Here is a 24,131-nt window from a genome sequence, read left to right on the forward strand (position 1 = left end):
GCTGTCATCACCACCAAAGGTGGGCACGCAGTCAGTGAACGAGCAATTCTTCGCCGATAACACCCGAGAAGTCGACTTTGGCATCACGCAACTCCTCCAACTCTCCGATCAGCGCCTCAACCTCGCTTCCGAGTGAATCCAGTGCATCATGCTCGTCTTCAAGGTGTTCGGGAACATTGTCCAGGTTCGACATCTGGTCGCTTAGTTTTGTGACATGGGCCTGCACCTGTTCGTGAATGGCTTTGACCTCCGCAATGTTTGCGTCGGTCGTCGTCTGGAACACGCTGGCCGCCTGCTCCTGGCGGGTCTGGATGGCTCGAAGGGCCTGCTGAGCTTGCTGCTGGGTGTTCTTCATGGTGTGCTCCTTGATGTGGCCGCTGGGGCCTGAAAGATGTAGGACGCCAGCCCGCGACGATGTGTCTGGCGGCCTTCAGAACATGGTCGGGCTGGAAGTCAATCAGATTTCTGACGCCACGCTCGTTAAAGTGCTGCAATGGAGTGATCCAGCGTCCGGTGTGGGCGCCGAACACCCGGACGGATGGACCGCTGTAGGGTACACCGCGAAGTTCGCCGGACCGTTCGAGAATCCAAGAATCCCCGACCTCAAGAACTCCCGCACCTACCGAGTAGCTGCCTGGCCGGGCTGGAGTGTCCAACCTGGAAACGGCAATGAGCGGGAGTGCGGGTTGAAGTTGAGAGTAGATCAGCTAGAAATCAGGCGGGATGCCTCGGCGGTACAGGATGCACACCCGTACTGCCGAAGCAGCTCAGAAGCCGTACCGGAAACTGATGACCGCCTGCCGCCGCGCCTCTACCGCCGTGAAGCCAACGTAACTGGGCGCGTCCCGAACGGGCACCAGCAGGACATGGGCCAGACCGGTTCTTTGATCGAGGCAAACAAGCGCGAAGTCCTGCGCGTCAACGTGTGGGCTTCGGTTCAGGAGAAAACCGTACCGTCCGGTGCGGGCGTGGGGTGTGCGCAGCAGAACCCGCTGACGCTGGCCTAACAAAGCCCCGAATGCAGGCGCACTGATCCGGTTGGGCAGTTGCGCTGCCGGGCAGCCCAGCAGCCGCGCGATCTTACGGCGAAGGCGAAGCGCCCAGCTCCGGGCGAGCTTGCTCCGCAAAGCGCAGAGGGCAGGGTGGGATTCAAATGCCGCCAAGCCACGTCTGAACCTGGCAGCGTAGTCGGGCAGCACGCGTAGAGGGCGGGAGGTACGGGTACGGACATTCGTTTGGGTCATCAACATGGTGGCTGCTCCTGGACACAACAAGAAGGCCCTTGCCCTGGGATGCGGGATGGGCGGCGACACCCACGGACCCGCGCCGGATCGACGGGATCACCGACAGCCTCCAGCTGATCGGTGTCCCGACGACCCAGACGGACACGGGGGGGTTGTAGGGGGGGATGTCTGTCTGTCTGCGTCGGAAGCTAGATCAATTCGGAGATCGAACCTGGCTCGACCATCTGGAATTGGTTCTTGCGCCCGATCTTCTCCTTGCTCAGCAAGCCCATCTCAGCGCCACGGTTGGCCGCCCGCTCAAGGGTTTTCTCGTGCAAGCCGAATGCCGTGCGGAAGGATTCTTTGAGGTCATCGATGAACGCCGGGCCGGAGGCGAGCTGTGCTAACAGCCACTCCAGCGGCTTGTCCTGGGTGCCCTCATCTTCGTGATCGTCGCTTCGGCCCCGCAAGTTGGGGTGATCGCTGGCGTCCCAAACTAGGGGCGTGAAGTCGTACCGGGCCTTCTCCGCCGTCAGCTTCATCTCGCCAGAGCTGCGAGACAGACTGAGCTTGAGGAGCATGTCTGACAGGCCCTTGATGCGCTGTGAACCGTCGTAGACAACCCCACCCTTGTTGCTGTGGTGGAGGACAATGATGGCGACGCCGAGGCTGTGGGCCAGGTCAACCAGGGGCTTCAGGATTCGCTCGGCCACAGAGTTGCTGTTGACCGCGCCCTCGATGCCGGTCTGGTTGGCTAGCGAGGCGTAACTGTCGATGATGACCAGTCCGCAGCCGTCTTCCACCGCCGAGCGGATCAGAGCGGCAATTTCCTCCAGCGGAATGTCGTGATAGGGACTGATGTAGCCCTGGAGGCCGAGTTCCTGTCCATACCGAGCCAGTTGCGCCGCGCCCATCTCGTAGTCGAGATAGAGGACCCTGCTCTGGGTCGTGGGCCGATCATGAAAGATCTGGCCATTGGCCACAGCATTCGCGGCTTGCAGGATCAGCCGGGTCTTGCCCAGGCCCGACTCGCTGTAAAGAACAGTGAGCGCTCCGGTGGGAACCAGGCCGTCCACCAGGTAGTCCGCCGGTTCAGGCGCTGGACGATCTTCCCAGCGCTGCTTAAAGAACTTTGCGACTCGGCGGCGGTACTCCCGGTTCAGCCCAGTTCTACGGGGTGGCGGCTTCGTGTGGCGCGGTTTGAAAGGGTGGACAGTCTCGGACTCGCTGCCGAACACGTTGTGCGGCGAGTGAAGTGGCAGTGGGTGCGAGGTAAAGCTTAAGGAGGGCAGAGAGACGAGCGACAGATCCATAAGGCTCCTTGTGGCGGTAGTTCGCCTGGAAAGAAGGAAGCGCCGCCCAAGAGAAAACAGGCCAGCGTCAGCGAGGAAAAGTTGGCTTGAGGGGTGGAGCCTGAGAACCGGTATCCGGCATCAAGCTCAGCAGCGTTCCATAAGATCTCCAGGGTGCCGTCAGCAAAGCTGAGCAAGGACGGTCCTCTGCGCAGCATGAAAAGTCGCCCGAGCGGATCTGCTGGGCGTTGCCGTGAGGAACTCGCTTTGGCGCAGGACTGGTCAAGTCGGCGCGTTCGACTTCTCCAGTGGATCACAGGCCCCAAGCCAAACTGGGTGAGATGCATCAAATGAACGCAGCAGGTTGAGCGATCTCGTAGAAACGTTGACGACCTTTCCCACATGCGCGGAGTGGACAAGCACAGGACCGATCGTGTGGGTGCCCCGGAGCAAGAAACTGGACGTGGCCCCTTGCCCTCATCTGCGCAGACGGGTTGCTTTACATCCACCCGCATTTCTGGGCGACGGTTTACATCCATCCGCACGTGCAGGGAACAGGGTGCTGATCGTGGCTCCCGCGCCTTCCGCCTGTTCACGCCGTCCCGTTCTGGAAATGTGCCCCAGGCCGCCACGAAAGCGTTCTGGTGGCCGGACTTGGGCCCGAGGGTGGCCGAAAGTGCGAGAGGAGAGCAGGGCAGTCTGAATGACGCAGGTCACCATTTCTCCTGGCGGCTCGTACAGGACCTGAAAAGGCCGCCCCCAACGGTGTGTCGGAGGCTGGCAGGCGAATGGTGCTGGTTTGTGGACTCAGGCTTGGATAGTGGCAGTGGGAGCAAGCAGTCCCCAATCCTCACGCGCTGGCTCGAAGGGGCCGCCCCGGCGGATGCGGATGTCCTCGGGCAGGGTGAGGCTGCTCAGCAGGTAGAAGTCGGGCGGGGTCTCATCGGGGTAGAGGGCCACGAGCGCGATGACCTCGGAGTCCTCGGTGTAGTTCTTGCGGTAGACATACCGCCCAAAGAAGCTCACCCTTGTGCGGTGCGTCCTGAAGCGCCATAAGCCGTCCGTGAGCTGCATGGCCGCCTTGGCATCGACGCGCTGGCCGCTGATAAGCAGGTCATGGCCGTCGCGCTCCCGCGCGTGCCAGTCCACCGTGAAGCCCAGCCGGTCTGCCTCGGCGGCCACCAGTTGCTCCCCCAGCTTGCCACGCTGGGCCGTGACGCAGTGGGTGGACAGGCCCAGCCGGTCCCGGTAACGCTTGACGGTGGCGAGGGACACCCCAGCGTGCTGGGCGATGGCGGGGTCGAGCATGCCTGCGGTGTGGGCGTCTTTGATCTGCTGAACCTGAAGTGCTGTGATGGCCATACGGCCTCCTGAACGCGCATCCGGCAAGGCCGGGCAAGAACGGGATGTTCAGAGGATGTTGGGAGGGTGTCATGGTACGGAAAAGCGGCTCCAGGAAGGAACCTGGAAGCCGCTTGATGTTGCGTTTCTGGATGTTGGGTGGACTGCGCGTGCTGTCCTTATCAAAAAAGTACCACACGACTTTTTCCAAAAAGTTTTGGAACTTTAAGCGAGCAGAGAGATCGAGAGATCAGGGCATGGGTTCTCCTCAGTTGAGATGGGTTGAGAGGGCGGAGGCTGGATGACCACCAAAGTACGCGCCCCCACCAGGACGGCAGGGGCGTGCGGATTCAATCAGCCTTGAAGGGAGACGTCCTTAGCTTAGATGCCGTGTCAACCCCCCCCTCCGACTGCCTTGTCGAAGCTCACGGTTCCAAGTCAGTGGAGTGGGGGTATGTCCGTGACCGTCAGCCCAAGCGGCCCTGTCCCGGCCAGTCGCGACCGCTCGATCCGATGGGCCAGCGACACCGCGAGTTCCTGGAGGGTGAGGTGTGCGGTCTTGATGCGCGCTGTGGTCAGAAGCAGGTGCGGAGGCTGGGCAGGCCCTGACCAGATCACCAGCGCGTGACCGAAGCCCGCACTGCTCACGGCCTGGACAGCCTGCTCAAAGTTCTCTGGACGGACATGCAGTTGGCCGAGCCGGATGCCCGTCAGGTGGGTTGCGTCGATGGGAACCTGGGCGTGATCCGGCCCCACGTATAAGACCGTCACGCGGTGGTCCAAACACGCCAGGTGGTAGGCAAGCGAGGGGATGAAAGGAGTGGCCTCAGGGCCGAAGAAGGTGAGTTGGGTCATCACCGCAGTTCTTGACCCCCCACCCGGCTGAACAGCAGGACCCCCTACCTCTCAAACTCGCCCGTGACCTGCACCCACAGCAGTAGGCGTTGAAGACGGCGGTTCCATTCCACCAGCTCTACCAGTTCGTTGATCAGATCGGTGTGGTGGCGGCCCGTGGCGTCGATGGTGACTTGCTGGGGAAAGGAGGGACCGAAGTGCTCCTCCAGGCGCGTGCAGATCAGGTGGTCAAGCCATGCCGCCCGCGCCATCCGTATGGCGGTGTTCAGCTCTGTCTCCGGTACCCACAGCTCGCCCAGGCCCGGTGGATTGAACGGATCGACGTAGTGGGCATCCAGCGGACTGGTGGACCTGGACACCAGGCAGGTCACGGCCCGCTGGCCCCGGCGGTGCAGAGCGTGGCTCAGCGGGTGGCACAGATGGTTCGCCTCCCAGTTGATCATCGTGCAGAGCATGCCCTGCCGTTGCCAGGCGGGTTCCTTCATGACGGCGCTCCCATGCGGTCGGCGGGCGACACCTGCGCGTGGACCCGCGCCAGGTCCTCGGGCAGCAACTGGACGTAGCGCCGGGTCATGTCCAGGGTGGTGTGGCCCATCACCCGCTGCAAGGTGAACACGTCCCCGCCGTTGCGCAGGTAGTTCAGCGCGAAGGCCCGCCGGAAGGCGTGGGGGGCGGCGTGCGCCCTGGGAACGCCAGCCTGCTCCGCCAGATCGGCCAGCACCTGCGATACGCCAGAGCGGGTCAGCGGCGTACCCGTGCGGCTCACGAAGACCTGGGTGACGCCCGCGTGCTGCGCCTTGCGGCCCTTGTGGATGTAGCGGTCGAGCGCCCCGGAGGAACGCTGGCCCAGCGGCACGAACCGCTCCTTGTCGCCCTTGCCGGTGACGCGCAGGTGGCCCTCGGTGAAGCGGACGTTGTCCAAGCTCAGGCCCGTGATCTCCGCGAGTCGCAGGCCGGTGTCGAACAGCACGAGGATCAGGGCGGTCTCGCGGTCCCGTAGCGCCGCCTTGCGGGCGACGGCCAGGATGCGGCTGTACTCGTCGGCGGTCAGCGTGAGCATCAGGCGCTGTGATGGCTTGATGCGCTCCAGCCGGGCCGTGGGGTTGAGGCTGAGCCACTCGTCCTTGATGGCCCAGCCGAAGAATCCCTTGAGGGCGCGGTAGTGGGCGTCGATGCCGCCTGTGCCCAGGCCGCCCCGCTCCAGATGTTCCATGAAGTCGCGCAGGTCGCCGACGGTCACCGCGCCCGCCTGGAGGCTGTGGCCCTGGGCCGTCAGGTAGGCCGAGAGGGTGCGAGCCGTGGCCGCGTAGTACGTCAGCGTGTAGGGGCTGCGGCGGCGCAGCTTGAGGTGACGGGTGTGGCGTTCCCAGAGTTCGTCGAGGTGCATGGTGGGCTCCTTTGACGGGAAGCCTTTGCTGGTCAGTTCTGCGAATCGTGTGCTCCACAACCTGGTGCTGGACAGCACACGATCCGTCATTTCTCATCTCGATCATGTCTGCGGTACAAAACAAAAAAGCCCCGTACTGGACGGGGTTTTCTGTCGGTGGTGGCGATGCGCGGACTTGAACCGCGGACCTAACGATTATGAGTCGTTCGCTCTAACCAGCTGAGCTACATCGCCTTGTCGTGTTTCAGGAAAAAAGCAGCCCCGCACGCTGGCGGGGGCTTTTTTGGTGGTGGAGCTGAGCGGGTTCGAACCGCTGACCTTCTGAATGCCATTCAGACGCGCTCCCAACTGCGCCACAGCCCCGTCTCTCTTGCTCGCCTCTTTCAAGGCTCAGCAAGATTAACAGCGGCCCTCCGGCTTGTCAACGGGCAGCGTGGTCCGCCCGGCACATGGCCTAGCCGGGGGCCGACTGCCGCGAGGCCAGGTTCACGTAGCCCTCGATCAGGTGGATGATCACCGGGTTGTGGGTGTGAACGCCGTGTGCCTGCCCCACACCGTCCTCGTCGATGAAATGGGCGATTAAAGCAGCCTCGCCGTCGCGGGTCAGCAGGAAGGCGCGCTGGCCCCCGGCGGCGATGCTGGGCAGGCCCGTCAGGTGGGTGCGGCGCAGTTCCACACCGCGCGGGGTCAGGCGCTCCAGCTCCAGAGCGAAGCTGGCCTCCCCGGCCATATACAGGCTGCGCCGGGCATTCAGGGTCAGGTCCTCGCACAGGCTGCGGATGGCGGCCTCGCCGTACAGGTGATACACCGCCTCGGGCGCGGGATCGGGGGCCAGGCGCGACAGGTCACGGTCCAGCGCGCCCAGCCGGTCATCGAAGCTGCGCCTCGCCCGGGCCAGGTACTCGCGGGCGCTGAGGGGCGCGTATTCCAGCGGGTTCTGGCCCATCTTGGCGGCCAGGCCCCGGCCTTCAAGCCGTTCCAGGGTCTCGTAAATCTTGGGGCGCGGAATCCCAGCCTGCCGCGCCACGCGGGCGGGAACTGCGCGGCCCAGCGCCAGCAGGGCGGTATACGCGCGGGCCTCATATTCGGTCAGGCCCAGCGCTTGCAGGTGAATCACGGCGCTCATGTACGGATCAGCATACGGGAAAAACGCCGCTCACGCTTGCTTTCGCAGCAAAATACTTTTCAGGTACAAACTTTCGGGCACGCTCAGCAACTGCGGGTGATCGGCGGGCTGGTAGGTCACGGCCACCACCTCGGCGTCGCAATCGGCCTCGGCGGCGGCCACGCGGGCGGCGTCCAACAGGTCATCCACCCGGATATAATGGGCGCAGGTGCTGACCATCAGGTGGCCGCCAGTTTCCAGCATCCGCAGGGCGTGGGCCGCGCCGTCGGTGAAGATGCGCTTGGCGCGCGGCACGTCGTCGCGCCGCTTGGCCAGGGTGGGCGGGTCCAGCACGGCGGCCCCGAAGGTGCGTTTCTCGCGCTCCAGCGCGGCCAGCACTTCCAGCGCGTCGCCCCAGCGCACGCCCACGTTGCTGTTGACGCCGTTGCCCCGCGCGGCCCCCTCCAGCGCGGCCAGGGCCACCTGATCCCTGTCCACCGCCACGCTCTTTGCGCCAGCCTTCGCCGCGTGCAGGCTGAAGCCCCCGGTGTACGAGTACACGTCCAGAAATCCTGCGCCGGGCCGCACCAGGGAGCGCATCAGGCGGCGGTTGTCGCGCTGGTCCAGAAAGAAGCCGGTCTTCTGGGCATCCATCGGCGCAAAATGCAGGGCCAGGTCATCCTCGTGGAATTCGACGCGCTCCAGCACCTCGCCCCACAGCGGCCCGGCCACCATGCCCAGCCCCTCCCGCCGCCGCTCGCCGGTGTCGCTGCGCTCATAGGCGCTGGCGGCCCCGGTGACCTCGCGCAGGGCTTTCAGGATCAGGTCACGGTGACGCTCGGCCCCGGCGTTGCGGAGCTGGACGGCCAGCACATCCCCGAACTGATCGGCCACCACCCCCGGCAGCCCGTCGGCCTCGGCGTAGACGGCGCGCACGGCGTTGGTGTTCAGGACGCGGCCCTCGCGGCGGATCAGGGCGGCCCTCACGCGGGCCCGGTAGAACTTCAGGTCCACCTCTTCCCGCTGCCAGGTCAGCAGGCGCAGCGGCGTCGCGCCGTCCGGGTTGAAGTAGCCGCGCGCGATCACCTTGCCGCCGGGGCCTTTGACGTCCACCACCTCGCCGGGTGCGATTCCGGCGTCGGCGTCGGCGATATCGCCCGAATGTCCAAAGGGGTAGCGGCCCGCAATACGCCGGACGGCGGTGGGCTGAAGGGTGACGGAGGCGGACTTCTTCATGGGGGTCAGGCTAACGGATGCGGGAGAGGACCAATGGGCGGCGGGGAAGCGGGGCGGGAATTTGAACGTTTGCTCCCCCTCGCCCTGGGTGCGAGGGCCGTTCCCGCCCATCCCCTCCGCGCTAGCCTGTGCCCATGCCTGACCCCGCCGTGCCTGACCCCGCCGTGACTTTCCCCGCGCCCCGGCGCATTCCCTACCCCGGCGGCTGCGTGCTGGAACCCGGCCCCTTCGCGCTGGATTACCTGCTGAAATGGCCTGCCAGCCTCATGGTCAAGGGAAAGCTCTACCCCGAGCAGCCCGTCTACCCGCTGATCCGCGAACTGCTGGCCGATCCGGCGGCGCACGGCCTGACCCTGCCCGAAGCCCAGGCCGCGCGGGACCGTTTTCTGGAGCTGGCCGGGCAGGCGCTGGAGGCCGAGGGCGGGGACCGCCGCTGGCTGGAACGGGAGTTCGGGCGCTGAGCGGGCGCGGGCCGTCTGGGGGCTGGAGTGATCTGGCCCTGACTGCGCCGCTGCCCGGCGAGGCGCTGCACGCCCGGGTGGCCCGCACCCTGCGCGACGCCGTGACGGGCGGCTTGCTCCCCGAAGGCACGCGCCTGCCCGGTCACCGCCGCCTGGCCGGGGCGCTGGGCGTCTCGCGCAATACGCTGGTGGACGCTGTGGCGGGCCTGCAAGCCGAGGGCTACCTGCGTGTGCAGGGCCGCAGCGGCACGGTGGTCTGCCTGCCCACCCCGCTTCCCGAAGCCCCGCAGCCGCTGACGGACCTGCCCCTCAGTGCCTGGGCCACCCGCGCGCTGGCAGGCGGCGTGCATGACGCGGAGGGCGAGTATGCCGTGGACTTCCGCGTGGGCCAGCCGGTGCCGGAGCTGTACCCGGAAGCGGCCTGGACGGCGGCGCTGGCCCGGCAGGCGGGGCGACTCGGCAGGCGGACGGAGGGCGGCCAAGTCTCGGACCCGCTGGGACCGCTGGAGACCCGCCGCGCCCTGTCGGCCTACCTGAATGCGGCGCGTGGCGCGCGGGTCACGCCCGAGATGGTGATGCTCACGGGCGGCACGCAGTCCGCGCTGGACGCCCTGGCCCGCGTGTTTCTGGAGTCCGGGCGGGTGGCGGCGGTGGAGGATCCCACCTACCCCGGCGCGCGGGCGGCGCTGGCGGCCACCGGGGCGGCGGTGGTCCCGGTGGCGGTGGACCGTGACGGACTTCAGCCCCGGCTTTTGCCCCCGCAGGCCACGCTGCTGTATCTGACCCCCGGCTGCCAGTATCCCACCGGCGTGACCCTGGGGGCCGTCCGCCGCGCCGAACTCGTGGCCTGGGCGCGGCGCGGCAACGCCTTTATTCTGGAAGACGACTACGCCGCCGACCTGCACCACACGGGCCGCCCGCTGCCCGTCATGCAGGGCCTGGCCCCGGACCGCGTGATCTTGCTGGGCAGCTTCAGCAAGAGCTTGGCCCCGGCCACCCGCAGCGGTTTTCTGGCGGCCCCGCCCCCGGTGCTGCGCGTGCTGGCCCGCACCCGCCCGCTCACAGACCGCGCCCCCGGCACGCTGGACGCCCTGGCCCTGGCCGATGTGCTGGACTCCGGGGCCTACGGGCGGCACCTGCGCCGGGCGCGGCAGCTTCTGGCCCACCGGCAGGAGGTGCTGCTCCAGGTGCTGGGTGAGTGGTTGCCCGACTGGACCCCGTGGGGCGTGGCCTCCGGGCTGCACGTCTATGTCCACCTGCCGGAAGGGCTGACCGGGGCGCAGGCGGTGGGGGCGGCGGCGCGGCGCGGGGTGGCGCTCTCGCCCGTGACGCCCCTCTCGGCGCTGGGGGCACAGGCCGCCGTGCTGCTGGCCTTTGCCCACCTGTCGCCCGACACCATCCGGCAAGGCATCCGGCGGCTGGCGTCCTCGCCGTGACCCCCCCAGCAGGCTCCCCCCGGCGGAGTGTGATTTCCCTGTCAAAGCTGCCGGGATTGACGTTCGGGATTGACGTTTACAGTGCGCCGATGCGTTTGCTCGTCGTGGGGCTGGGGCTGGGGCTGGCCGCGTTGCCGTTGACCTCTGGCCTGCGCCTGGGATACGTGACCCTGACGCCCACCTCCATGTTCAACGCCACCGGCGAGAACAGGTACACCCTGCGCGCCTATGACCCGGATCAGGCGGTGGGCGTGCGCGGCTCCTGCAAGGTCAGCAGCGGCAGGGCCACCTTCCGCCCGACCGATCCCAAGGGCACCCAGAGTGCCGTTCAGGTCTGCCCCCAGGGCCAGTGGGGCCTGAACGTGCTGGGAGCGGGCGACGGTGGCAACTACACACTGACCACCGACCTGGAGAAGTTCAGCGGCACCATCGACATTGAAGAGGCGCGCAAGTAGGGCATTTGTCAAAAGAGTTCTTCACTTTTGACCGAACGGAGTGAGTGAATTCTGCCGAGCATTTGGGAGAATGGAAGCATTGGGAGTCTCTTTTCCCGATGCTGTAATTCGGACAAATGCTCTAGGATGCAAAAAGACCGGCAGGCCACTTGAATGGCCTGCCGATCTGGGTTCTGGAAAGTGTAGGAGCTTCAGCCCTGCTGCGCGCCTTCCTGGGCGGCTCTGGCCTTGTTGATGGCCTTGGCCAGGCGGCTCTTCTTGCGCGCGGCGGTGTTCTTGTGCAGGGTGCTGCCCTTGGCGGCCTTGTCGATTAGGCTCTCAGCCTTGCTCTGGGCGGCGGCCAGGTCGTCGGTGCCGTTCACGGCGGCCAGCGCCTTTTTGGTAAAGGTCTTGATGGTGCTCTTGCGGCTGCGGTTGATCATGCGCCTCTTGAGGCTCTGGCGGTGGCGCTTCTGAGCGGACTTGTGACGTAATGCCATGTTCTTGCTCCTTGTTCTCCCGCGTGTTCTGCGGGGCGGTTCCCCGGTGTGGGGAACTCGTGGCGTTCAGAAGGCTCTGAACCTGCTGCACGCACCGGGGCGAGGTCACGCTGGACCATCTCCGCCGGGCTGCCTCCTGTTAAAGACAACCTCGTGACTATACGCGCTCCGGGGGCGCTGGGCAAGCCTTAAACTAGTTGGATGCGAAGCCGCCGCCCCCGCCCACCCGAAGGCGATCAGCCCACGCGCGAGGTCCGGCCCAAAACGCCCCAGGAACAGCGCGACGCCCTGCTGGCCTACGCCTTCCGCGCGCTGGGAGGCCGCGCGCTAACCGGGGCCGAGTTGCGCGGCAAGCTGGAACGCCGCAGCGACAACCCCGAACTGATCGAGGAGGTGCTGAAGCGCGTGCAGGAGCTGGGCTATCAGAACGATGAACAGGTGGCCCAGATCGAGGGTAAGCGGCGCGGCGTGGGCGGCTTCCGGGTGCGCCAGACCCTCAAGCGCCGGGGCGTCACCGAGGAGTTGATTCAGGACACCCTGGAAGCCCGTGACCCCGATCAGGAGCGCGCTGAGGCGCTGGAAATCCTGGAACGCCGCTGGCCCGCCCTGGCCCGTAAGAAGGACCCGAAGGCCAGTGCCTACGCATTCCTGGCCCGCCGGGGTTACGGCGGGGACGCCATCTGGCCCGCCATTCGCGAATTGAGCGGGCGAACGGCAGAGGAGGAAGACTCTGAGGTGCAGGAGGAGTGATCCGCCGCGTCCGGCACCTTGCCTTGACACCCCACAGAGCGGCGGATAAACTGCCGGACGCACTTGAAACGCTGTGTGGCCCTCCGTGGTCCCAGCGCCGCAGGAGCCGTGGCGGGGCGTAGCGCAGCTTGGTAGCGCACGTCGTTCGGGACGACGGGGTCGAAGGTTCGAATCCTTTCGCCCCGACCACGCAGAGAAGTGACCTCCCCGCTGTGGGAGGTTTTCTTTTGGCCCTCTCTCTGGAGCATTCCATGCGCGTCTTTGCCATCGCCGATCTGCATCTGGCCTACGTGACCCCCAAGCCCATGACGGTCTTCGGGCCGCAGTGGGCCGGGCATCCGGGGGCCATCTATGACCGCTGGCGCGAGACCGTGCGCCCCGGCGATCTGGTGCTGCTGCCCGGCGACCTGTCGTGGGCCATGCGCCTGCCCGACGCCATGACCGATCTGGCGGGGGTGGCCGGGCTGCCCGGCACCAAAGTGCTGCTGCGCGGCAACCACGACTACTGGTGGCCCACGCCGTCCAAGCTGCGCGCGGCGCTGCCCCCCGGCATGCTGGCGGTTCACAACGACGCTGTGCGCGTGGCCGATTCAAAGGGTGTGGGAGTGGTGGTCTGCGGCTCGCGCGGCTGGACCACGCCGGGCTACGAGGCGCTGAACGCCGAGGACGCGCGCCTGCTGGACCGCGAGGCGCAGCGGCTGACCCTCAGCGTGGAGGCGGCGGGGAAGCTGCGGCAGCCGGGCGATCATTTTTTGATGATGCTGCACTATCCGCCCGCCTCGGCCCCGTACCCGCCCAATCCACTGACCGCCGTGATCGAGGCGGCGCGGCCCGAACTGATCGTCTACGGCCACCTGCACGGCGTTCCTGTCGAGAAATCCATGCGGCATGTGAACGGCATTCCCGCGCATCTGGTGGCGGCGGACGGCCTGAAATTCACGCCGAAGCTGCTGCTGGATACCGGCGACTAACCCTCCACCCATTCGTCCGCCAGCCAGCGGGCATGCGGCATGTCCGAGCCGAGGATGCCCCCTTTGAGCGTGGCCAGATCGTAGGCCACGCGGCGGAACGTCACGCTCCAGCTCTGATCCACACGGTCCAGCAGCAGGTATTCGGCGTGGGCCAGATTGACGTATCGCTCGCCCCGCTTCTCGAAGGGCAGACCCACGCTGCCGGGGTTGAGCAGTCGCCAGCCGTCCAGCGTCCGCAGCAATGGCTGGTGCGTGTGGCCGCCGATCCAAATGGACTGCTGTCCGTACCCGGCGCGCAACTCTTGCAACCGCTCTGCCGGTGTTGCGGCGTCCAGCACCTCGTCGTCTTTTTCAGGGCTGCCGTGGAAGCACAGCAGGTCATCCAGCGCCACCGTCGGAACAAGGGTTCGGAGGATGTCGTGCTCGGCCCCCGTCAACTGGGCCGCGCTCCATTGACCGACGTCGTGAATCTCCTGCTCGTCGGGCAATCCGCGCGTCTTGAGGGGCCGGGGAGCTTCGAGCGTCTCCCGGTCCGCATTGCCGCGCACCACCGGGCAGTCCAGCGCGGCCACCAACTGAAGGCACTCGCGCGGCCACGCGCCGTCCATCGCCACGTCGCCCAGGCAGACCAGCACGTCAGGAGAATGCGCGTCTATATCGGCCAGGGCCGCCGTCAGCGCGGGCAGGTTGCCGTGGACATCACCGAAGATTGCCAGCCGCATGACCGCAGCATACGGAAGGGAGGGTTAGAGTTGAGCCTGTCCGTTTCACCGTCCAATCCCGTTTCAAAAGGAGAACCCATGACCCCTTCCACTGACCTCCCCGCCCGCAAACTCCGCGATCTGAGCGTGTCCGCCCTGGGCCTGGGCTGCATGGGCATGAGCGAGTTCTACGGCGACGCCGATGAAGCCGAGAATATCCGCACCCTGGACCGCGCGCTGGACCTGGGCGTCACGTTTTTTGATACTGCCGACATCTACGGCCCGCACACCAACGAGGAACTGCTGGGCCGCTGGCTCAGGGGCAAGCTGGACCGCGTGGTGCTGGCCACCAAATTCGGGATCGTGCGCGAGCCGGGCTATCCCATGCAGCGCAGCCTGTCCGGGCGGCCCGACTACGTGCGCAAATCCATCGAGGCCAGCCTGAAGCGCCTCAAGACCGATCATGTGGACCTGTATTACCTGCACCGCCCCGATCCCGAAACGCCCATCGAGGACACCGTGGGCGCGATGGGCGAGCTGGTGGAACGCGGTCTGGTGCGCTATCTGGGCCTCTCGGAAGTGGATGCCGCGACCCTGCGCCGCGCCGACGCCACCCACCCGATCACCGCCCTGCAAAGCGAATATTCGCTGTGGACCCGTGACCCGGAAGACGCCGAATCCGGGGAGAGTGTGCTGGCCGCCTGCCTTGGCCTGGGTGTGGGCCTGGTGCCGTACAGTCCGCTGGGACGCGGCTTTCTGACCGGGCAGCTCAAGTCCCCGGACGACTTCGGCCCCGACGACTTCCGCCGCAACAGCCCGCGCTTTCAGGGCGAGAACTTCCAGAAGAATCTCGATCTGGTGGCCGAGGTCCAGGACATGGCGCGGGACAAGGGCTGCACGTCCGCGCAACTGGCGCTGGCGTGGGTACTGGCGCAGGGGCAACACATCGTGCCCATTCCCGGCACCAAACGCGTGAAGTATCTGGAAGAGAATCTGGGGGCGCTGAACGTGGTACTGACGCCGGATGATCTGGCCCGCATCGACGCCGCCTTTCCGCCGGGTGTGGCGACGGGCGGACGGTACGCGCAGCCGCAGGTGGCCAGCAAGTAGAGTTGCCCCTGACTGCTCTGCGAAAGAGGGAGGCGGCGAAGTGAGCAAGACGGGCGGGCAGGCCGCAAACGCGGTCTACACGCTCACCAGGCCCAGCCCGATGCCCCGCGCCACCGCCCCGGCGCGGCTCTGGACGCCCAGCTTGGAATACAGCGAGGCGACGTGAAACTTGACCGTGCTCTCGGACACGCCCAGTTCGCGGGCGGCGCGCTTGTTGCTCAGGCCCAGGGCCAGCAGGTTCAGTACGTCCAGTTCACGCGGGGTCAGGGCAATGTCTGAAAGGGGAAGGTCTTCCGGGTCTCCATCCTCGGCAAGACCCACCTGAGCGGGAGGCAGCACCGCCAGCCCCGCCGCCGCGCCCAGGACGCCCGCCAGCAGTTCCGCCGGGGTGGCGTCGGCAGGCAACGTCGCCCAGCCTCTCTGGGCGAGTTCGGGCAGGATGGCGGCCCATTCGGGCGATCCCAGCGCCACCACGGCGGGCGCGTCGGCCAGCGCTTCGGGATCGGCCAGCCAGGCGTCGTCCACGATCAGCACGTCTTCCTCGGCCTGGTGCGTGACCGGGAATCCTGCTGACGCCAGCAGCGTGGCCAGGCCAGCCGCCATCACCGCGTTCCCCACCGCAATTCGCACGCTGGGAAGGGCGATCAGGGGCGCAGTCATGCGCCATGCTAAAGGGGCAGACGGTCCCCTGCCCCTGTCTGCCTGGGCCGAGTTGCCCTTGCTGATGCTCAGCGCTCGCCCACCACCAGCGTCACGTCCTGTTCCTGACCGCCGCGCAGGATGCGGGCGCTGAGGCTCTGCCCAGCGCGTTCGCGGATACGCCACAGCAACTCCGGCGGACGGCGCACGGCTTCATGGTCCAGCGACAGCAACACGTCGCCCACCAGTAATCCGGCCTGCGCGGCGGGACTGCCCTCTTCTACACTCACGACGGTCAGGCCGACTCTGCCGCCCTGATCCCAGCGGCCCCGGCCTCCCCAGGTTCCACGTTCCCAGCCGCCGCGTCCACGTCCGCCGCCCCAGCCCTCACGGCCCCGGCCCTCCCGGCCCTGGCTCCGGCCTCCGCGCGGGGGCTGCGTTTCGGTACTGGCCTCTTCTTTCTCCTTGGCGGGGAACATCACGGGCTGGGTAGCAATCCCCAGATAGCCGCGTGGCACGCGCCCGGTGCGGCCCAGTAGGTCGGCCACCTTCATGGCGCGCCCGGCAGGCACGGCCAGCAGTTCGCCGCGCGACACGCCGGCATTCAGCACGCCCACCAGGCCGCCCCGCGCATCTATTAGCGCCCCACCGCTGACCCCCCGGAACGGAGCCGCGCCGCTGGGCAACCAGCCGCTGGAGCGCTGCCCACGTTCTGGAGCGTCACCCTCTGCTGGATTGGCTGTGGCCTGCCTCTCCATCATACCCAGCGTGGCCTGGACCCCGTGCTGTGGACGGCCCACCGCCAGCAGCAGTTCACCCACCCGCAGGCCCTCGCTGGCGCTCAGGGCAGACAGCTTCAGCCCATCCACCTTGAGCAGCGCCAGATCGCTGGACGGGTCGCGGCCCGCCACCGTGGCGCTCATTTCGCGCCCATCGTGGGTCATGACCGTGACCTCATCGCCGTGCAGCACATGGGCCACCGTCAGGACCAGGCCGTCGCCGACCACCGTGCCGCTGATGGGCCGCTCGGCCCGGACAGAAACGATGCTCTTGGACACGGCCTCAACCGCGTCCGCCATAGTGTTCGATAAATCAGAAAAGTTCGTCATGCCCATATGCTGCGCTTCGGGCCAGCAATGCGCGCCGGGCGAACGGTGGGGGCGTGCCCCTGGCCGAATGGGGGAGGGGGAGAATTGCGCAAAGTCGGAAGGCAAACCCCTCAGCCTGCTTCGCAGCCAGCTCTTCTCAAGGGGAGCCGAGAACGAATTTAACTTCCCTCGAGGGATGGGGTCTCGATGGGGCGGACTTGTAGAGCTGCGGAGCAGAGGGGTTAGGCCGTGGGAGCAGCTAAAAACCTCAGACCGCTAACATCTTCGCCATGTCCCTGATCCTCTCCTTTCTAGGTGATACCTACGCCGTGTGTCAGCTTCCAGAAGACGCCGCCCCACCCGCCTGGGCCTTTGCAGGCGAGTTCTGGAGCGTGACCCGCGCCCCAGGCGAGCTGTCGGTGGTGTGTGCGGCGGCCAATGTGCCAGATGACGTGCGGGCCGAAAAGGAGTGGGCGGCGCTGCGCCTTCACGGCCCCTTCGAGTTCACGCTGACCGGCATCCTGGCCAGCGTGCTGAACCCGCTGCGGGACGCGGGCGTGGGCATCTTCGTCCTGTCCACCTTCGATACCGATTACGTGCTGGTGGCGCAATCGCGGCTGCCGGAGGCTGTCACGGTGTTGCGCGCGTCGGGGCATACGGTCATGGACTAGGATTCTCCCTCCAGATCCGCACGTAATCGACTTTCATCACGCCGGGAAAGACCGTGCTGGCGTTCGGCGGGCCGGGCCACTGGCCGCCCACCGCCAGATTCAGCAGCAGGTAAAACGGCTGTTCGAAGACCCATTGGCGGTCCGCTGGTACATCGTCCGGCGTGACGCGGTGGTACGGCTGGCCGTCCAGCAGCCACACGATCTCCCGTGGCCGTTTGATGACGCCGAAGGTGTGGTAGCCGTCCGAAACAGCCTGGCCGAGTGATTTGCTGGCACTGATCCCCTTCGCGCCGGAATAGCCGGGGCCGTGGAGGGTGCCGTAGACCGTGTTCGGCTCGCGGCCCAGCCATTCCATAATGTCGATCTCGCCGCCCTCCGGCCACCTGCCGCTCTGGCCCAGGCTCCAGAAGGCGGGCCAGAATCCGGCTCCGGGCGGCACCTGAATGCGCGCCTCGATCCTGCCGTTGGTGAACGTCACCTTATTTCTGGTGGTCAGCCGCGCCGAGGTGTAGGCGCACGAATCGCCGTGCCAGCACGGAAGGTCTGCGGCGTTCCTCAGCGCGCGGATTTCAAGATGTCCCTGCCCGTCCAGCCGCACATTGGCTGTGTCGCGCGTGTAGAACTGGAGTTCCTCGTTGCCCCAGCCGTTCGCGGCGGCGTTGCCATAGTCGTAATTCCAGATGCGCCCGTCCGGCTGCGTGCCTGCCGCGCCGCCGAAGTCGTCCTGCCAGATCAGCGTCCAGGCGGGGTCAGGTGGCGTGGCCGGGAGGGGCAATGTTCGAGAGGCCCGTGCCGCACACGACAGCGAGAGGGTGCAGATCAGCCCCCACGTCACAGCGGTCTTTCCTCGTTCCAGGTTATTCATGCCCCTACTTTTCCAGAAAGTGGTGAGGCGTGTTCAACCCTCAAATTTCGCGCGCTCCAGCGCAAAGCGGATCACCGGCACCACCTCGCCCCGGTATTCCTCTGGGCGGCCCCGCCCGACTTCCACGAAGCCCAGCCGCCGCATCAGCGCCCGCGAACGCCCGTTGGGAGCGTGAACCTCGGCGGTCACGGTCTGGAGGCCCAGTTCGCCGAAGGCGTGCGCCAGCGTCAGCCGCCCGGCTTGCTGGCCCAGTCCCCGGCCCCAGCGCCCCGTTTCCCCGATGGCGATGCCAAATTCGGCGTCGCTGGACGTGATTTGTGCCAGATCGGTATAGCCCACCAGTGTCTTGCCTGACTCGATCCCCAGCCGCAGAAAGTCCGGTTCGGACGCGGTGATGATGCCCTGCCAGTGGCGGCGAATCTGCTCTGGCGGCAGGCCCACATCCCAGTCGATGGCCAGACAGAATTCCTCGTCCGCGCCCCAGCGCACGGCGCTTTCCTCGTCGCCGGGGCGCAGCGGGCGCAGGCGAAGATCGGTCACGGCCACAATCCGGCCAGGATCTCCGCCGCCGTTCCCTCCCGGCCCTGCGCTACCCCCTCCCCGGCCCACAGGCTCAGCACGTCCGCGCGGCCCGCTGCTGCCCCCGCCGCGCGCATCTGTCGCGTCAGGGCGTTCTGCTGCGGATAGGGAAGAGGATGTCCGATTCCCGCCGTCACGGCATTTCTCAGCCCCCGCGCCGTCCGCCCGCTGAAGGCACGGGTCAATACGGTGTCGCCTGGCTTTGCCGCCGCCAGCGCCGCCCGGTACGGCGCGGAGGTTCCGGCCTCCGTCGCCCGCAAAAAGGCCGTCCCACACTGCGTGAGGCTGGCCCCGGCGTCCAGCACGGCGCGCACGTCTGCCGCCGTCATCAGGCCGCCCGCCGCGATCAGGGGAACGCGGACGCTTTGCGCTGCCGCGCGGGTCAGCGCCAGCGTGTCGGCCAGTTCATCCTCTGACCAGCCGCCCCGGTGGCCCCCCGCCGCGCCGCCCTGCAACACGATGCTGTCCACGCCGTCGGCCTCCAACTGCCGCGCCTCCTCCAGCCCTGTCGCCGTGCCTATGGCCAGAATCCCGCGCACCCTCAAGGCCTCCAGATGCCGCGTCTCCAGCCGTCCGAAGGTGAACGAGAGGACGGCGGGGCACACCTCCAGCGCCGCGTCGAGCTGCGCCTCAAAATCACCGGAGGTCTGCGGGGGCAAGGCAGGCGGGGGCAGGCCCAGATCGGCGTGAAAGGGCGCGAGTTCGGCCACGGCCCGCTCCACCTGCGGTGCTGTCGGCTCTGAGGTGGATTGCGGCGCGAATAGATTGACGGCGAACGGCTCCTGCGTCAGCCGCCGCACCGCCGCGCCCGCTTCCCCGATCTGCGCGGGCGTCAGGTAGGCCGCGCCCAGACTGCCCAGCCCGCCCGCGTTGCCCACGGCGGCCACCAGTTCCGGCGTGCTGATCCCGCCCGCCATCGGCGCGAGGACGATGGGCAGGCGCAGGCCCAGGCGCTGCGTGAGGGAAGGCATACCCAGACTGTAGCCTGCCGGGACCGTGGCCGCCTTTTCCCATCCCTTCCGCGCCTTTACCGCCTATCGCCGCGCCGCCTATGCCGGGCAGCCCGCGCCCCGGCGGCAGTTCATGGCGCGGGAGGCGATGCTGGAACTGCTGGAAAGGGTGGGTGAACTGCTCCCGTTAGAAGAGGCCCCCGATTTGCCCTGGGCGCTGGCCGAGCAGGTGCATGACCCGGCGTACCTGGCCCGCTGGAAAGGTGGTGACGTGACGCGTGCCGAGGAACGCGCGCTGGGCTTCGCGTGGACCCCCGCCGTGGTGGAACGCGGCCTGGGCAGCAGCGGCGCAACCCTGGCGGCCACCCGCGACGCCCTGAGCTGGGGGCTGGGCCTTAACTTCGGCGGCGGCACCCACCACGCCTACACTGATCACGCCGAGGGCTTTTCCTTCTTAAACGATGTGGTCATCAGCGCCCGGTGGTTGCTGGACAGCGGACAGGCCCGCCGCATCCTGACCCTCGATCTGGACGTGCATCAGGGCAACGGCACGGCGGCCATGCTGGCGCACGAGGCGCGGGCGCTGACGGTCAGCATGCACGGCGCGAACAATTACCCCTTTCAGAAGGAGGCGGCAGGCTTCAACATCGCCCTGCCCGACGGCACCGATGACGCGGCGTATCTGGCGGCGCTGGACTCTCAGGTGGCCCCCGCCATGGCCGCCTTCCGCCCGGATTTCGCCATTTACCTTGCGGGTGCGGATGTGCTGGCGGGCGATCAACTGGGCAAGCTGGCCCTGAGCCTGGATGGGGTGCGTCAGCGTGACGAGCGCGTGTTCAGGTGGGCCGCCCGCGCCAGAATTCCCCTCGTGACCGTGATGGCCGGAGGCTACAACCGCGATCCGCAGCAGCTTATCGCGGCGCGGCTGGGCACGGTGGAGGCGGCTCTGGAGGCGTTCGGGAAGAGGCGGGCGCAGGCAGCAGAAAGCCGATGACCAGTTAAGCCGCTCCAATTCCCCCTCAGAACCGCAGCTCTAGGCCCACGCCCGCGCCGAAGCCTGAAGCGGTGCCACTCCGCACGTAGGCCCGCCATCCGGCTGGCCCCAGCAGCGGCCCGCGCAACCCGCCCTCGCCGTATACGCCGAAGCGGCCCGCGTACTCCGCGCCCGCGCTGGCAAAGGCGTCCACCCGCGTGATCGGCAGGTTGATGTCGCGCAGGGTTGCGCCCACCGCGAACCGGTTGGCATTTTCCTTGCGCCAGGCTTTCTCCGCCGCGCCCTCGATCCCCAGCGTTCCCAGAACCGGTACCCGCAAGACCGAGAGGCCCGCGTGCAGGCCGTACCCCTTCGTCGTGGCGTCCACCCCGGCCCAGGCGGTGGCCGCCGAGGCGCTGCAAGGCAGGGCGAGGGCGGCGAGGGTCAGCAGGGTGCGGGGGTTCATGGGTTCAGGTTAACCGGCGGGAATGAGCGTGGTGGTTGCCGCGTAATAGGGAGAGACCCAGCCCATCTCTCACTCAGCCGTTCAGCCGCACGCCCGCCACCGTCGCCAGCATGCGGAAGGTCTGGAACAGGTGATAGGCATTCTCGCTGCTCCAGCCCACCGTCACGGCGTCCACCCGCGTCACGCCCGGAACGCGCGCGCAGGCGTCGGCGCGGGCCTGGTGGTCAAAGGACACCTGGCAAGGCGCGGGCCAGCGGGTGGTGTAGGGCTGGGCAGTCTTGGCGGCCCGCACGGCCTGTTCGGCCCCCTCGCGGATGCGTTTCTGTGCCTCGGCGGGGTGCAGGTGAATGGCGGCAAAACTGCTCAGCCCTTCCTTGACTGCCACGGTCACCACCGCTGCGCCCAGTTCGGCGCTGATCTCGCCCATCGCCACGTCGTCGCCGCAGGCAAAGACCACGGGCACATCGTAGTGTCCGGCCAGCAGCGCGTTCAGCCCATATTCCCCGGTATCGATACCACCGATTCGCACATTGCGGATAAAGCCGTTCCAGGTGTGCGCCAGTGGGCCGCGCGGGCTTCCGGCGCGGGCGTGATAGCCCACGAACAGCAGCGCGCCCACGCCTTCTTCCTGCACGCCCTGCACCATGCTCAGCGGTTTGTCGTTGCCGCTGGTCAAGCGCACCTGGGGGGGCAGCAGTTCGGGGATCAGATTGCGCATGGTGTCGTGGCTGTCGTTGATCAGCACGCCGGTGGCCCCGCCCATGATCGCGCCCTCGGCAGCGGCGGCGGCCTCACGGGTCATGCGCTCGCGGGCCACCTGATATTCCGTGCCGCTCACCAGGCCCCCGAATTCCGGCGGGCTGACCTGCACCCACGACGCCACCCCGCACACGCCCTCCATATCCACGCTGATCACCACTTTCACAGGTGTTGCCTCATGTGGCGCAGTGTAGGGGAGGTGGGGCGTGGAGATGGTCTGAAGGCCGGGAGGTCTGAGTGGTTGGACCGTGTGTAAGAGGGAGAAATCGGGCGGCAATGTGCCCAGGTTTCTGCTCAAACGCCACAAGTCTCCACCGTGATTTCCAGCCCCGAATCCTGCTGGCACCCCGTGCTAGCCTCTTTCGCTATGAGCCGCGTTCCCCTGAAATCCGCCCGCGAAATTGAGACCATGCGCCGCGCGGGGGCGCTGGTGGCCGAAACCTTCCGAATCCTCGATCCCTTCGTCAAACCCGGCGTGACCCTGGCCGAACTGGACCGCATCGCGGAGGAACATATCCGCAAGGCCGGGGCCGTTCCTGCCTACCTGGGCTACGGCCCGCGCAACAATCCCTTTCCCGGCACCATCTGCGCCAGCGTCAACGAGGTGATCTGCCACGGCATCCCCGACGGGCGCGAATTGAAAGAGGGCGACATCATCGGCGTGGACATCGGCGTGCTGCTGGGCGGCATGTACGGCGACGCCTGCCACACCTACACGGTGGGCACGGTCAGCCCGGAGGTTCAGGGCCTGGTGGACGCCGCCCGAGACTCCCTGAACGCTGGCCTGGAAGTGGTGCGCCCGAACGCCCGCGTGGGCGACATCGGCCACGCCATCCAATCACTGGCCGAGGGCCGGGGCTACGGCGTGGTGCGCGAATACACCGGTCACGGCATCGGCAAGCGTCTGCACGAGGAACCCACCATCTACCCCACGGGCGCGCGTTACACCGGCCTCAAACTCCAGCCCGGCATGGTCTTTACCATCGAGCCGATGGTCAACCTGGGACGGCCCGAAACCCGTCTGCTGGCCGACGGCTGGACGGTGATCACCGAAGACAAGCAGCCCAGCGCCCAGTTTGAACACACGCTGGTGGTCACGCCCAGAGGCCATGAAATCCTGACCCTGTGAACCCTCCGCCCCTAAAAATCAAAGCGCCCAGCCCGCCGAAGTTCCCGCGCGGTGGGCTGCGGACTCTAGCGCCGTCCGATCTGGAGGATGAATCGGTCTACCGGGGCGGTGTCATGGAGGTCTGTTCGCTGGAGGCGGGCACGCTGCAAACCGTGTCCTTGGAGGGCGTGGTGTTCCGCGAGGTGAACCTGAGCGGCGTGGAATGGAACCTGATCCGCCTGAAAGACGTGCGTTTCGAGGGCTGTGACCTGAGCGCCGCGAAATGGACCGAGGCGGCGCTGGAGCGCGTGCAGTTCACTGATTGTCGCCTGACCGGCCTGCAATTGCCGGAAGCGGTGTTGCGTCACGTTCGCCTGACCTGCGCGCACGCCCCGCTGTCGCTGTGGCCAGAAGTTGAATCCAAACACCTGTGGCTCGAAGGCTGCGACTTAACCGAGGCCGTGTTCATGGACGCCAGACTGCCCGGCGCGGTGTTCAGGGGCTGCGCGCTGGGCAAGACCGAGTTTCACGGCGCGGAGCTGGACGGCGCGGACCTGCGCGGCTCTGATGTTCAGGGAATTCGCCTGGGGCTGCGCGAACTGGCAGGTGTGACTGTCGAACCCGTGCAGCTCCTTGATCTGGCGCACCTGCTGGGCGTGCGGGTGGAGGAGCTGGCAGAAGAGGCTTAGGCCCGTACCCGCACGGCCTGCGCCTCGAAGCGTTCGCCCAGAAAATGCCCCTGTGTCAGCAACCGGTCTGCCGGGGCGTAGTCCTGACCCAGCGCATCGGCCACGCCGCCGCTGATCAACTCCAGTTGCTCGCGCAACATTTTTTCGGCGTCCTGTCCCTGAGCGCTCAGGCGACTGCGGGAGGCGGGGGTCAGATTCAGGTAGGCGCGCAGGGTGGCGGGCAGGTACTCGGAACGGGCCTGCCGGATCACGAAGGCGCTGTGGGCGTCCAACGCTTCTCTGTTCAGAGCGTCCTGAAGGCGGCACAGCAGCGCCAGTGCGTACAGGCGGTGTGGTTCCGGCAGGCGCAGCGCCAGTTCGGCGGCGCTGTCGGTGGCGGCGCTATCGGTGGCAGCGGCAGGCGCGGCGGGGGCAGCGGCCTCCTGCTGTCGCAGAAGTTCCAGCCGGTGCCGGTGGATCATCTGGCGGCGCAGCAGGGGAAAGGCGAACAGGCTGCCAAAGAAAAAAATGGGGATCAGGACTTCTTCCACGGTTCAAACCTC

General features: G+C 67.0%; 29 protein-coding genes and 3 tRNA genes. 12 read left to right on the plus strand and 20 right to left on the minus strand.

Annotated features, from left to right (window positions below):
• Nucleotides 1-31 precede the first annotated feature (31 nt).
• On the minus strand, nucleotides 32-355 hold the full coding sequence (locus Q322_RS0102465; protein WP_029475603.1) for a hypothetical protein: 324 nt from the start codon (nucleotides 353-355) through the stop codon (nucleotides 32-34).
• Between the two features lie 82 nt (nucleotides 356-437).
• Between Q322_RS0102465 and Q322_RS23010 the strand changes: the two genes are divergently transcribed.
• Complete coding sequence (locus Q322_RS23010; protein WP_156952844.1) at nucleotides 438-1,007, plus strand: hypothetical protein; 570 nt, start codon at nucleotides 438-440, stop codon at nucleotides 1,005-1,007.
• Nucleotides 1,008-1,432: 425 nt separating this feature from the next.
• Here Q322_RS23010 and Q322_RS0102480 read toward each other — a convergent pair whose 3' ends face one another.
• The 9 genes from Q322_RS0102480 to Q322_RS0102520 all read right to left on the minus strand — a co-directional run bounded on the left by Q322_RS0102480 (nucleotide 1,433) and on the right by Q322_RS0102520 (nucleotide 8,439).
• Entirely contained in the window at nucleotides 1,433-2,536 is a 1,104-nt protein-coding gene (locus Q322_RS0102480; RefSeq protein ID WP_084147742.1) for an AAA family ATPase, read from the minus strand.
• Between the two features lie 786 nt (nucleotides 2,537-3,322).
• Entirely contained in the window at nucleotides 3,323-3,877 is a 555-nt protein-coding gene (locus Q322_RS20530) for a PDDEXK-like family protein (protein WP_034417350.1), read from the minus strand.
• A 417-nt stretch (nucleotides 3,878-4,294) separates the two neighbouring features.
• Complete coding sequence (locus Q322_RS0102490; RefSeq protein WP_029475608.1) at nucleotides 4,295-4,711, minus strand: hypothetical protein; 417 nt, start codon at nucleotides 4,709-4,711, stop codon at nucleotides 4,295-4,297.
• A gap of 44 nt (nucleotides 4,712-4,755) precedes the next feature.
• Nucleotides 4,756-5,196 carry a hypothetical protein gene (locus tag Q322_RS0102495; RefSeq protein ID WP_029475610.1) on the minus strand — a complete coding sequence of 147 codons (441 nt, stop codon included), beginning with the start codon at nucleotides 5,194-5,196 and terminating at the stop codon, nucleotides 4,756-4,758.
• Nucleotides 5,193-6,098: a tyrosine-type recombinase/integrase gene (locus Q322_RS0102500; protein WP_029475612.1), complete on the minus strand. Its 906-nt coding sequence runs from the start codon at nucleotides 6,096-6,098 to the stop codon at nucleotides 5,193-5,195. Before Q322_RS0102500 ends, Q322_RS0102495 begins: the two co-directional genes overlap by 4 nt.
• A gap of 157 nt (nucleotides 6,099-6,255) precedes the next feature.
• Nucleotides 6,256-6,332: transfer RNA gene (locus Q322_RS0102505), tRNA-Met, on the minus strand.
• A gap of 53 nt (nucleotides 6,333-6,385) precedes the next feature.
• Nucleotides 6,386-6,461: transfer RNA gene (locus tag Q322_RS0102510), tRNA-Ala, on the minus strand.
• A 91-nt stretch (nucleotides 6,462-6,552) separates the two neighbouring features.
• Nucleotides 6,553-7,224 carry a TrmB family transcriptional regulator gene (locus Q322_RS0102515; protein ID WP_029475614.1) on the minus strand — a complete coding sequence of 224 codons (672 nt, stop codon included), beginning with the start codon at nucleotides 7,222-7,224 and terminating at the stop codon, nucleotides 6,553-6,555.
• A 30-nt stretch (nucleotides 7,225-7,254) separates the two neighbouring features.
• Entirely contained in the window at nucleotides 7,255-8,439 is a 1,185-nt protein-coding gene (locus tag Q322_RS0102520; RefSeq protein ID WP_029475616.1) for a class I SAM-dependent rRNA methyltransferase, read from the minus strand.
• A 134-nt stretch (nucleotides 8,440-8,573) separates the two neighbouring features.
• On the opposite strand from Q322_RS0102520, the gene Q322_RS24370 reads away from it, so the two are divergent.
• From Q322_RS24370 to Q322_RS0102535, 3 genes are all read left to right on the plus strand, one after another.
• Nucleotides 8,574-8,900, plus strand: a complete 327-nt coding sequence (locus Q322_RS24370) for a hypothetical protein (RefSeq protein WP_029475618.1) — start codon at nucleotides 8,574-8,576, stop codon at nucleotides 8,898-8,900.
• A gap of 77 nt (nucleotides 8,901-8,977) precedes the next feature.
• On the plus strand, nucleotides 8,978-10,336 hold the full coding sequence (pdxR, locus tag Q322_RS0102530; RefSeq protein WP_342667651.1) for a MocR-like pyridoxine biosynthesis transcription factor PdxR: 1,359 nt from the start codon (nucleotides 8,978-8,980) through the stop codon (nucleotides 10,334-10,336).
• Nucleotides 10,337-10,425: 89 nt separating this feature from the next.
• Nucleotides 10,426-10,791 (plus strand): hypothetical protein, encoded by a 366-nt coding sequence (locus tag Q322_RS0102535; protein WP_029475622.1) that lies wholly within the window; start codon nucleotides 10,426-10,428, stop codon nucleotides 10,789-10,791.
• 191 nt (nucleotides 10,792-10,982) lie between these two features.
• Here the strand turns inward: Q322_RS0102535 and rpsT are convergent, their stop codons facing one another.
• The gene (gene rpsT / locus Q322_RS0102540) at nucleotides 10,983-11,270 is read right to left on the minus strand and encodes a 30S ribosomal protein S20 (protein WP_029475624.1); all 288 of its coding nucleotides are present in this window, start codon (nucleotides 11,268-11,270) and stop codon (nucleotides 10,983-10,985) included.
• Nucleotides 11,271-11,471: 201 nt separating this feature from the next.
• Between rpsT and Q322_RS0102545 the strand changes: the two genes are divergently transcribed.
• From Q322_RS0102545 to Q322_RS0102555, 3 genes are all read left to right on the plus strand, one after another.
• Nucleotides 11,472-12,020, plus strand: a complete 549-nt coding sequence (locus Q322_RS0102545; protein WP_029475626.1) for a regulatory protein RecX — start codon at nucleotides 11,472-11,474, stop codon at nucleotides 12,018-12,020.
• A gap of 112 nt (nucleotides 12,021-12,132) precedes the next feature.
• A tRNA-Pro gene (locus tag Q322_RS0102550) sits at nucleotides 12,133-12,209 on the plus strand.
• Between the two features lie 62 nt (nucleotides 12,210-12,271).
• Nucleotides 12,272-12,991 carry a metallophosphoesterase gene (locus tag Q322_RS0102555; protein ID WP_029475628.1) on the plus strand — a complete coding sequence of 240 codons (720 nt, stop codon included), beginning with the start codon at nucleotides 12,272-12,274 and terminating at the stop codon, nucleotides 12,989-12,991.
• On the opposite strand, the gene Q322_RS0102560 is transcribed toward Q322_RS0102555, so the two are convergent.
• Entirely contained in the window at nucleotides 12,988-13,713 is a 726-nt protein-coding gene (locus Q322_RS0102560; RefSeq protein WP_029475630.1) for a metallophosphoesterase family protein, read from the minus strand. The genes Q322_RS0102555 and Q322_RS0102560 overlap by 4 nt on opposite strands.
• A gap of 78 nt (nucleotides 13,714-13,791) precedes the next feature.
• Between Q322_RS0102560 and Q322_RS0102565 the strand changes: the two genes are divergently transcribed.
• Entirely contained in the window at nucleotides 13,792-14,802 is a 1,011-nt protein-coding gene (locus Q322_RS0102565) for an aldo/keto reductase (protein WP_029475632.1), read from the plus strand.
• Between the two features lie 75 nt (nucleotides 14,803-14,877).
• On the opposite strand, the gene Q322_RS0102570 is transcribed toward Q322_RS0102565, so the two are convergent.
• A complete protein-coding gene (locus Q322_RS0102570; protein ID WP_029475634.1) occupies nucleotides 14,878-15,462 on the minus strand; it encodes a helix-turn-helix transcriptional regulator in 585 nt (194 codons plus the stop codon).
• Between the two features lie 68 nt (nucleotides 15,463-15,530).
• Nucleotides 15,531-16,550, minus strand: coding sequence for a S1C family serine protease (locus Q322_RS0102575; protein WP_245593110.1), 1,020 nt, complete (start codon nucleotides 16,548-16,550; stop codon nucleotides 15,531-15,533).
• A 269-nt stretch (nucleotides 16,551-16,819) separates the two neighbouring features.
• Here Q322_RS0102575 and Q322_RS0102580 point away from each other — a divergent pair, with 269 nt between their 5' ends.
• Nucleotides 16,820-17,200 carry an ACT domain-containing protein gene (locus Q322_RS0102580; protein WP_029475638.1) on the plus strand — a complete coding sequence of 127 codons (381 nt, stop codon included), beginning with the start codon at nucleotides 16,820-16,822 and terminating at the stop codon, nucleotides 17,198-17,200.
• Here Q322_RS0102580 and Q322_RS0102585 read toward each other — a convergent pair.
• Genes Q322_RS0102585 through Q322_RS0102595 form a run of 3 tightly spaced genes read right to left on the minus strand, consistent with a single transcriptional unit; the run spans nucleotide 17,190 to nucleotide 19,615 of the window.
• A complete protein-coding gene (locus tag Q322_RS0102585) occupies nucleotides 17,190-18,065 on the minus strand; it encodes a glycoside hydrolase family 16 protein (RefSeq protein ID WP_034417356.1) in 876 nt (291 codons plus the stop codon). The genes Q322_RS0102580 and Q322_RS0102585 overlap by 11 nt on opposite strands.
• A 33-nt stretch (nucleotides 18,066-18,098) precedes the next feature.
• Complete coding sequence (locus Q322_RS0102590; RefSeq protein ID WP_029475641.1) at nucleotides 18,099-18,605, minus strand: GNAT family N-acetyltransferase; 507 nt, start codon at nucleotides 18,603-18,605, stop codon at nucleotides 18,099-18,101.
• Nucleotides 18,602-19,615 carry an NAD(P)H-dependent flavin oxidoreductase gene (locus tag Q322_RS0102595; RefSeq protein ID WP_029475643.1) on the minus strand — a complete coding sequence of 338 codons (1,014 nt, stop codon included), beginning with the start codon at nucleotides 19,613-19,615 and terminating at the stop codon, nucleotides 18,602-18,604. Before Q322_RS0102595 ends, Q322_RS0102590 begins: the two co-directional genes overlap by 4 nt.
• Before the next feature lie 25 nt (nucleotides 19,616-19,640).
• Between Q322_RS0102595 and Q322_RS0102600 the strand changes: the two genes are divergently transcribed.
• On the plus strand, nucleotides 19,641-20,588 hold the full coding sequence (locus Q322_RS0102600; RefSeq protein ID WP_034417361.1) for a histone deacetylase family protein: 948 nt from the start codon (nucleotides 19,641-19,643) through the stop codon (nucleotides 20,586-20,588).
• Nucleotides 20,589-20,613: 25 nt separating this feature from the next.
• Here the strand turns inward: Q322_RS0102600 and Q322_RS0102605 are convergent, their stop codons facing one another.
• Together Q322_RS0102605 and Q322_RS0102610 are read right to left on the minus strand one after the other, a co-directional pair.
• Nucleotides 20,614-21,033, minus strand: a complete 420-nt coding sequence (locus Q322_RS0102605; RefSeq protein ID WP_029475647.1) for a hypothetical protein — start codon at nucleotides 21,031-21,033, stop codon at nucleotides 20,614-20,616.
• A 73-nt stretch (nucleotides 21,034-21,106) separates the two neighbouring features.
• Entirely contained in the window at nucleotides 21,107-21,958 is an 852-nt protein-coding gene (locus tag Q322_RS0102610) for a M55 family metallopeptidase (RefSeq protein ID WP_029475649.1), read from the minus strand.
• Between the two features lie 201 nt (nucleotides 21,959-22,159).
• Between Q322_RS0102610 and map the strand changes: the two genes are divergently transcribed.
• Together map and Q322_RS0102620 are read left to right on the plus strand one after the other, a co-directional pair.
• Nucleotides 22,160-22,921 (plus strand): type I methionyl aminopeptidase, encoded by a 762-nt coding sequence (gene map / locus Q322_RS0102615; RefSeq protein ID WP_029475651.1) that lies wholly within the window; start codon nucleotides 22,160-22,162, stop codon nucleotides 22,919-22,921.
• Nucleotides 22,918-23,589: a pentapeptide repeat-containing protein gene (locus Q322_RS0102620; RefSeq protein ID WP_156952846.1), complete on the plus strand. Its 672-nt coding sequence runs from the start codon at nucleotides 22,918-22,920 to the stop codon at nucleotides 23,587-23,589. The genes map and Q322_RS0102620 overlap by 4 nt, the downstream gene beginning before the upstream one ends.
• Here the strand turns inward: Q322_RS0102620 and Q322_RS20535 are convergent.
• Nucleotides 23,586-24,119 carry a hypothetical protein gene (locus Q322_RS20535; protein ID WP_051668048.1) on the minus strand — a complete coding sequence of 178 codons (534 nt, stop codon included), beginning with the start codon at nucleotides 24,117-24,119 and terminating at the stop codon, nucleotides 23,586-23,588. The genes Q322_RS0102620 and Q322_RS20535 overlap by 4 nt on opposite strands.
• Between the last annotated feature and the right edge of the window lie 12 nt (nucleotides 24,120-24,131).

Origin of the sequence: Deinococcus frigens DSM 12807, from assembly GCF_000701425.1 — a bacterium.
Lineage (GTDB): Bacteria > Deinococcota > Deinococci > Deinococcales > Deinococcaceae > Deinococcus > Deinococcus frigens.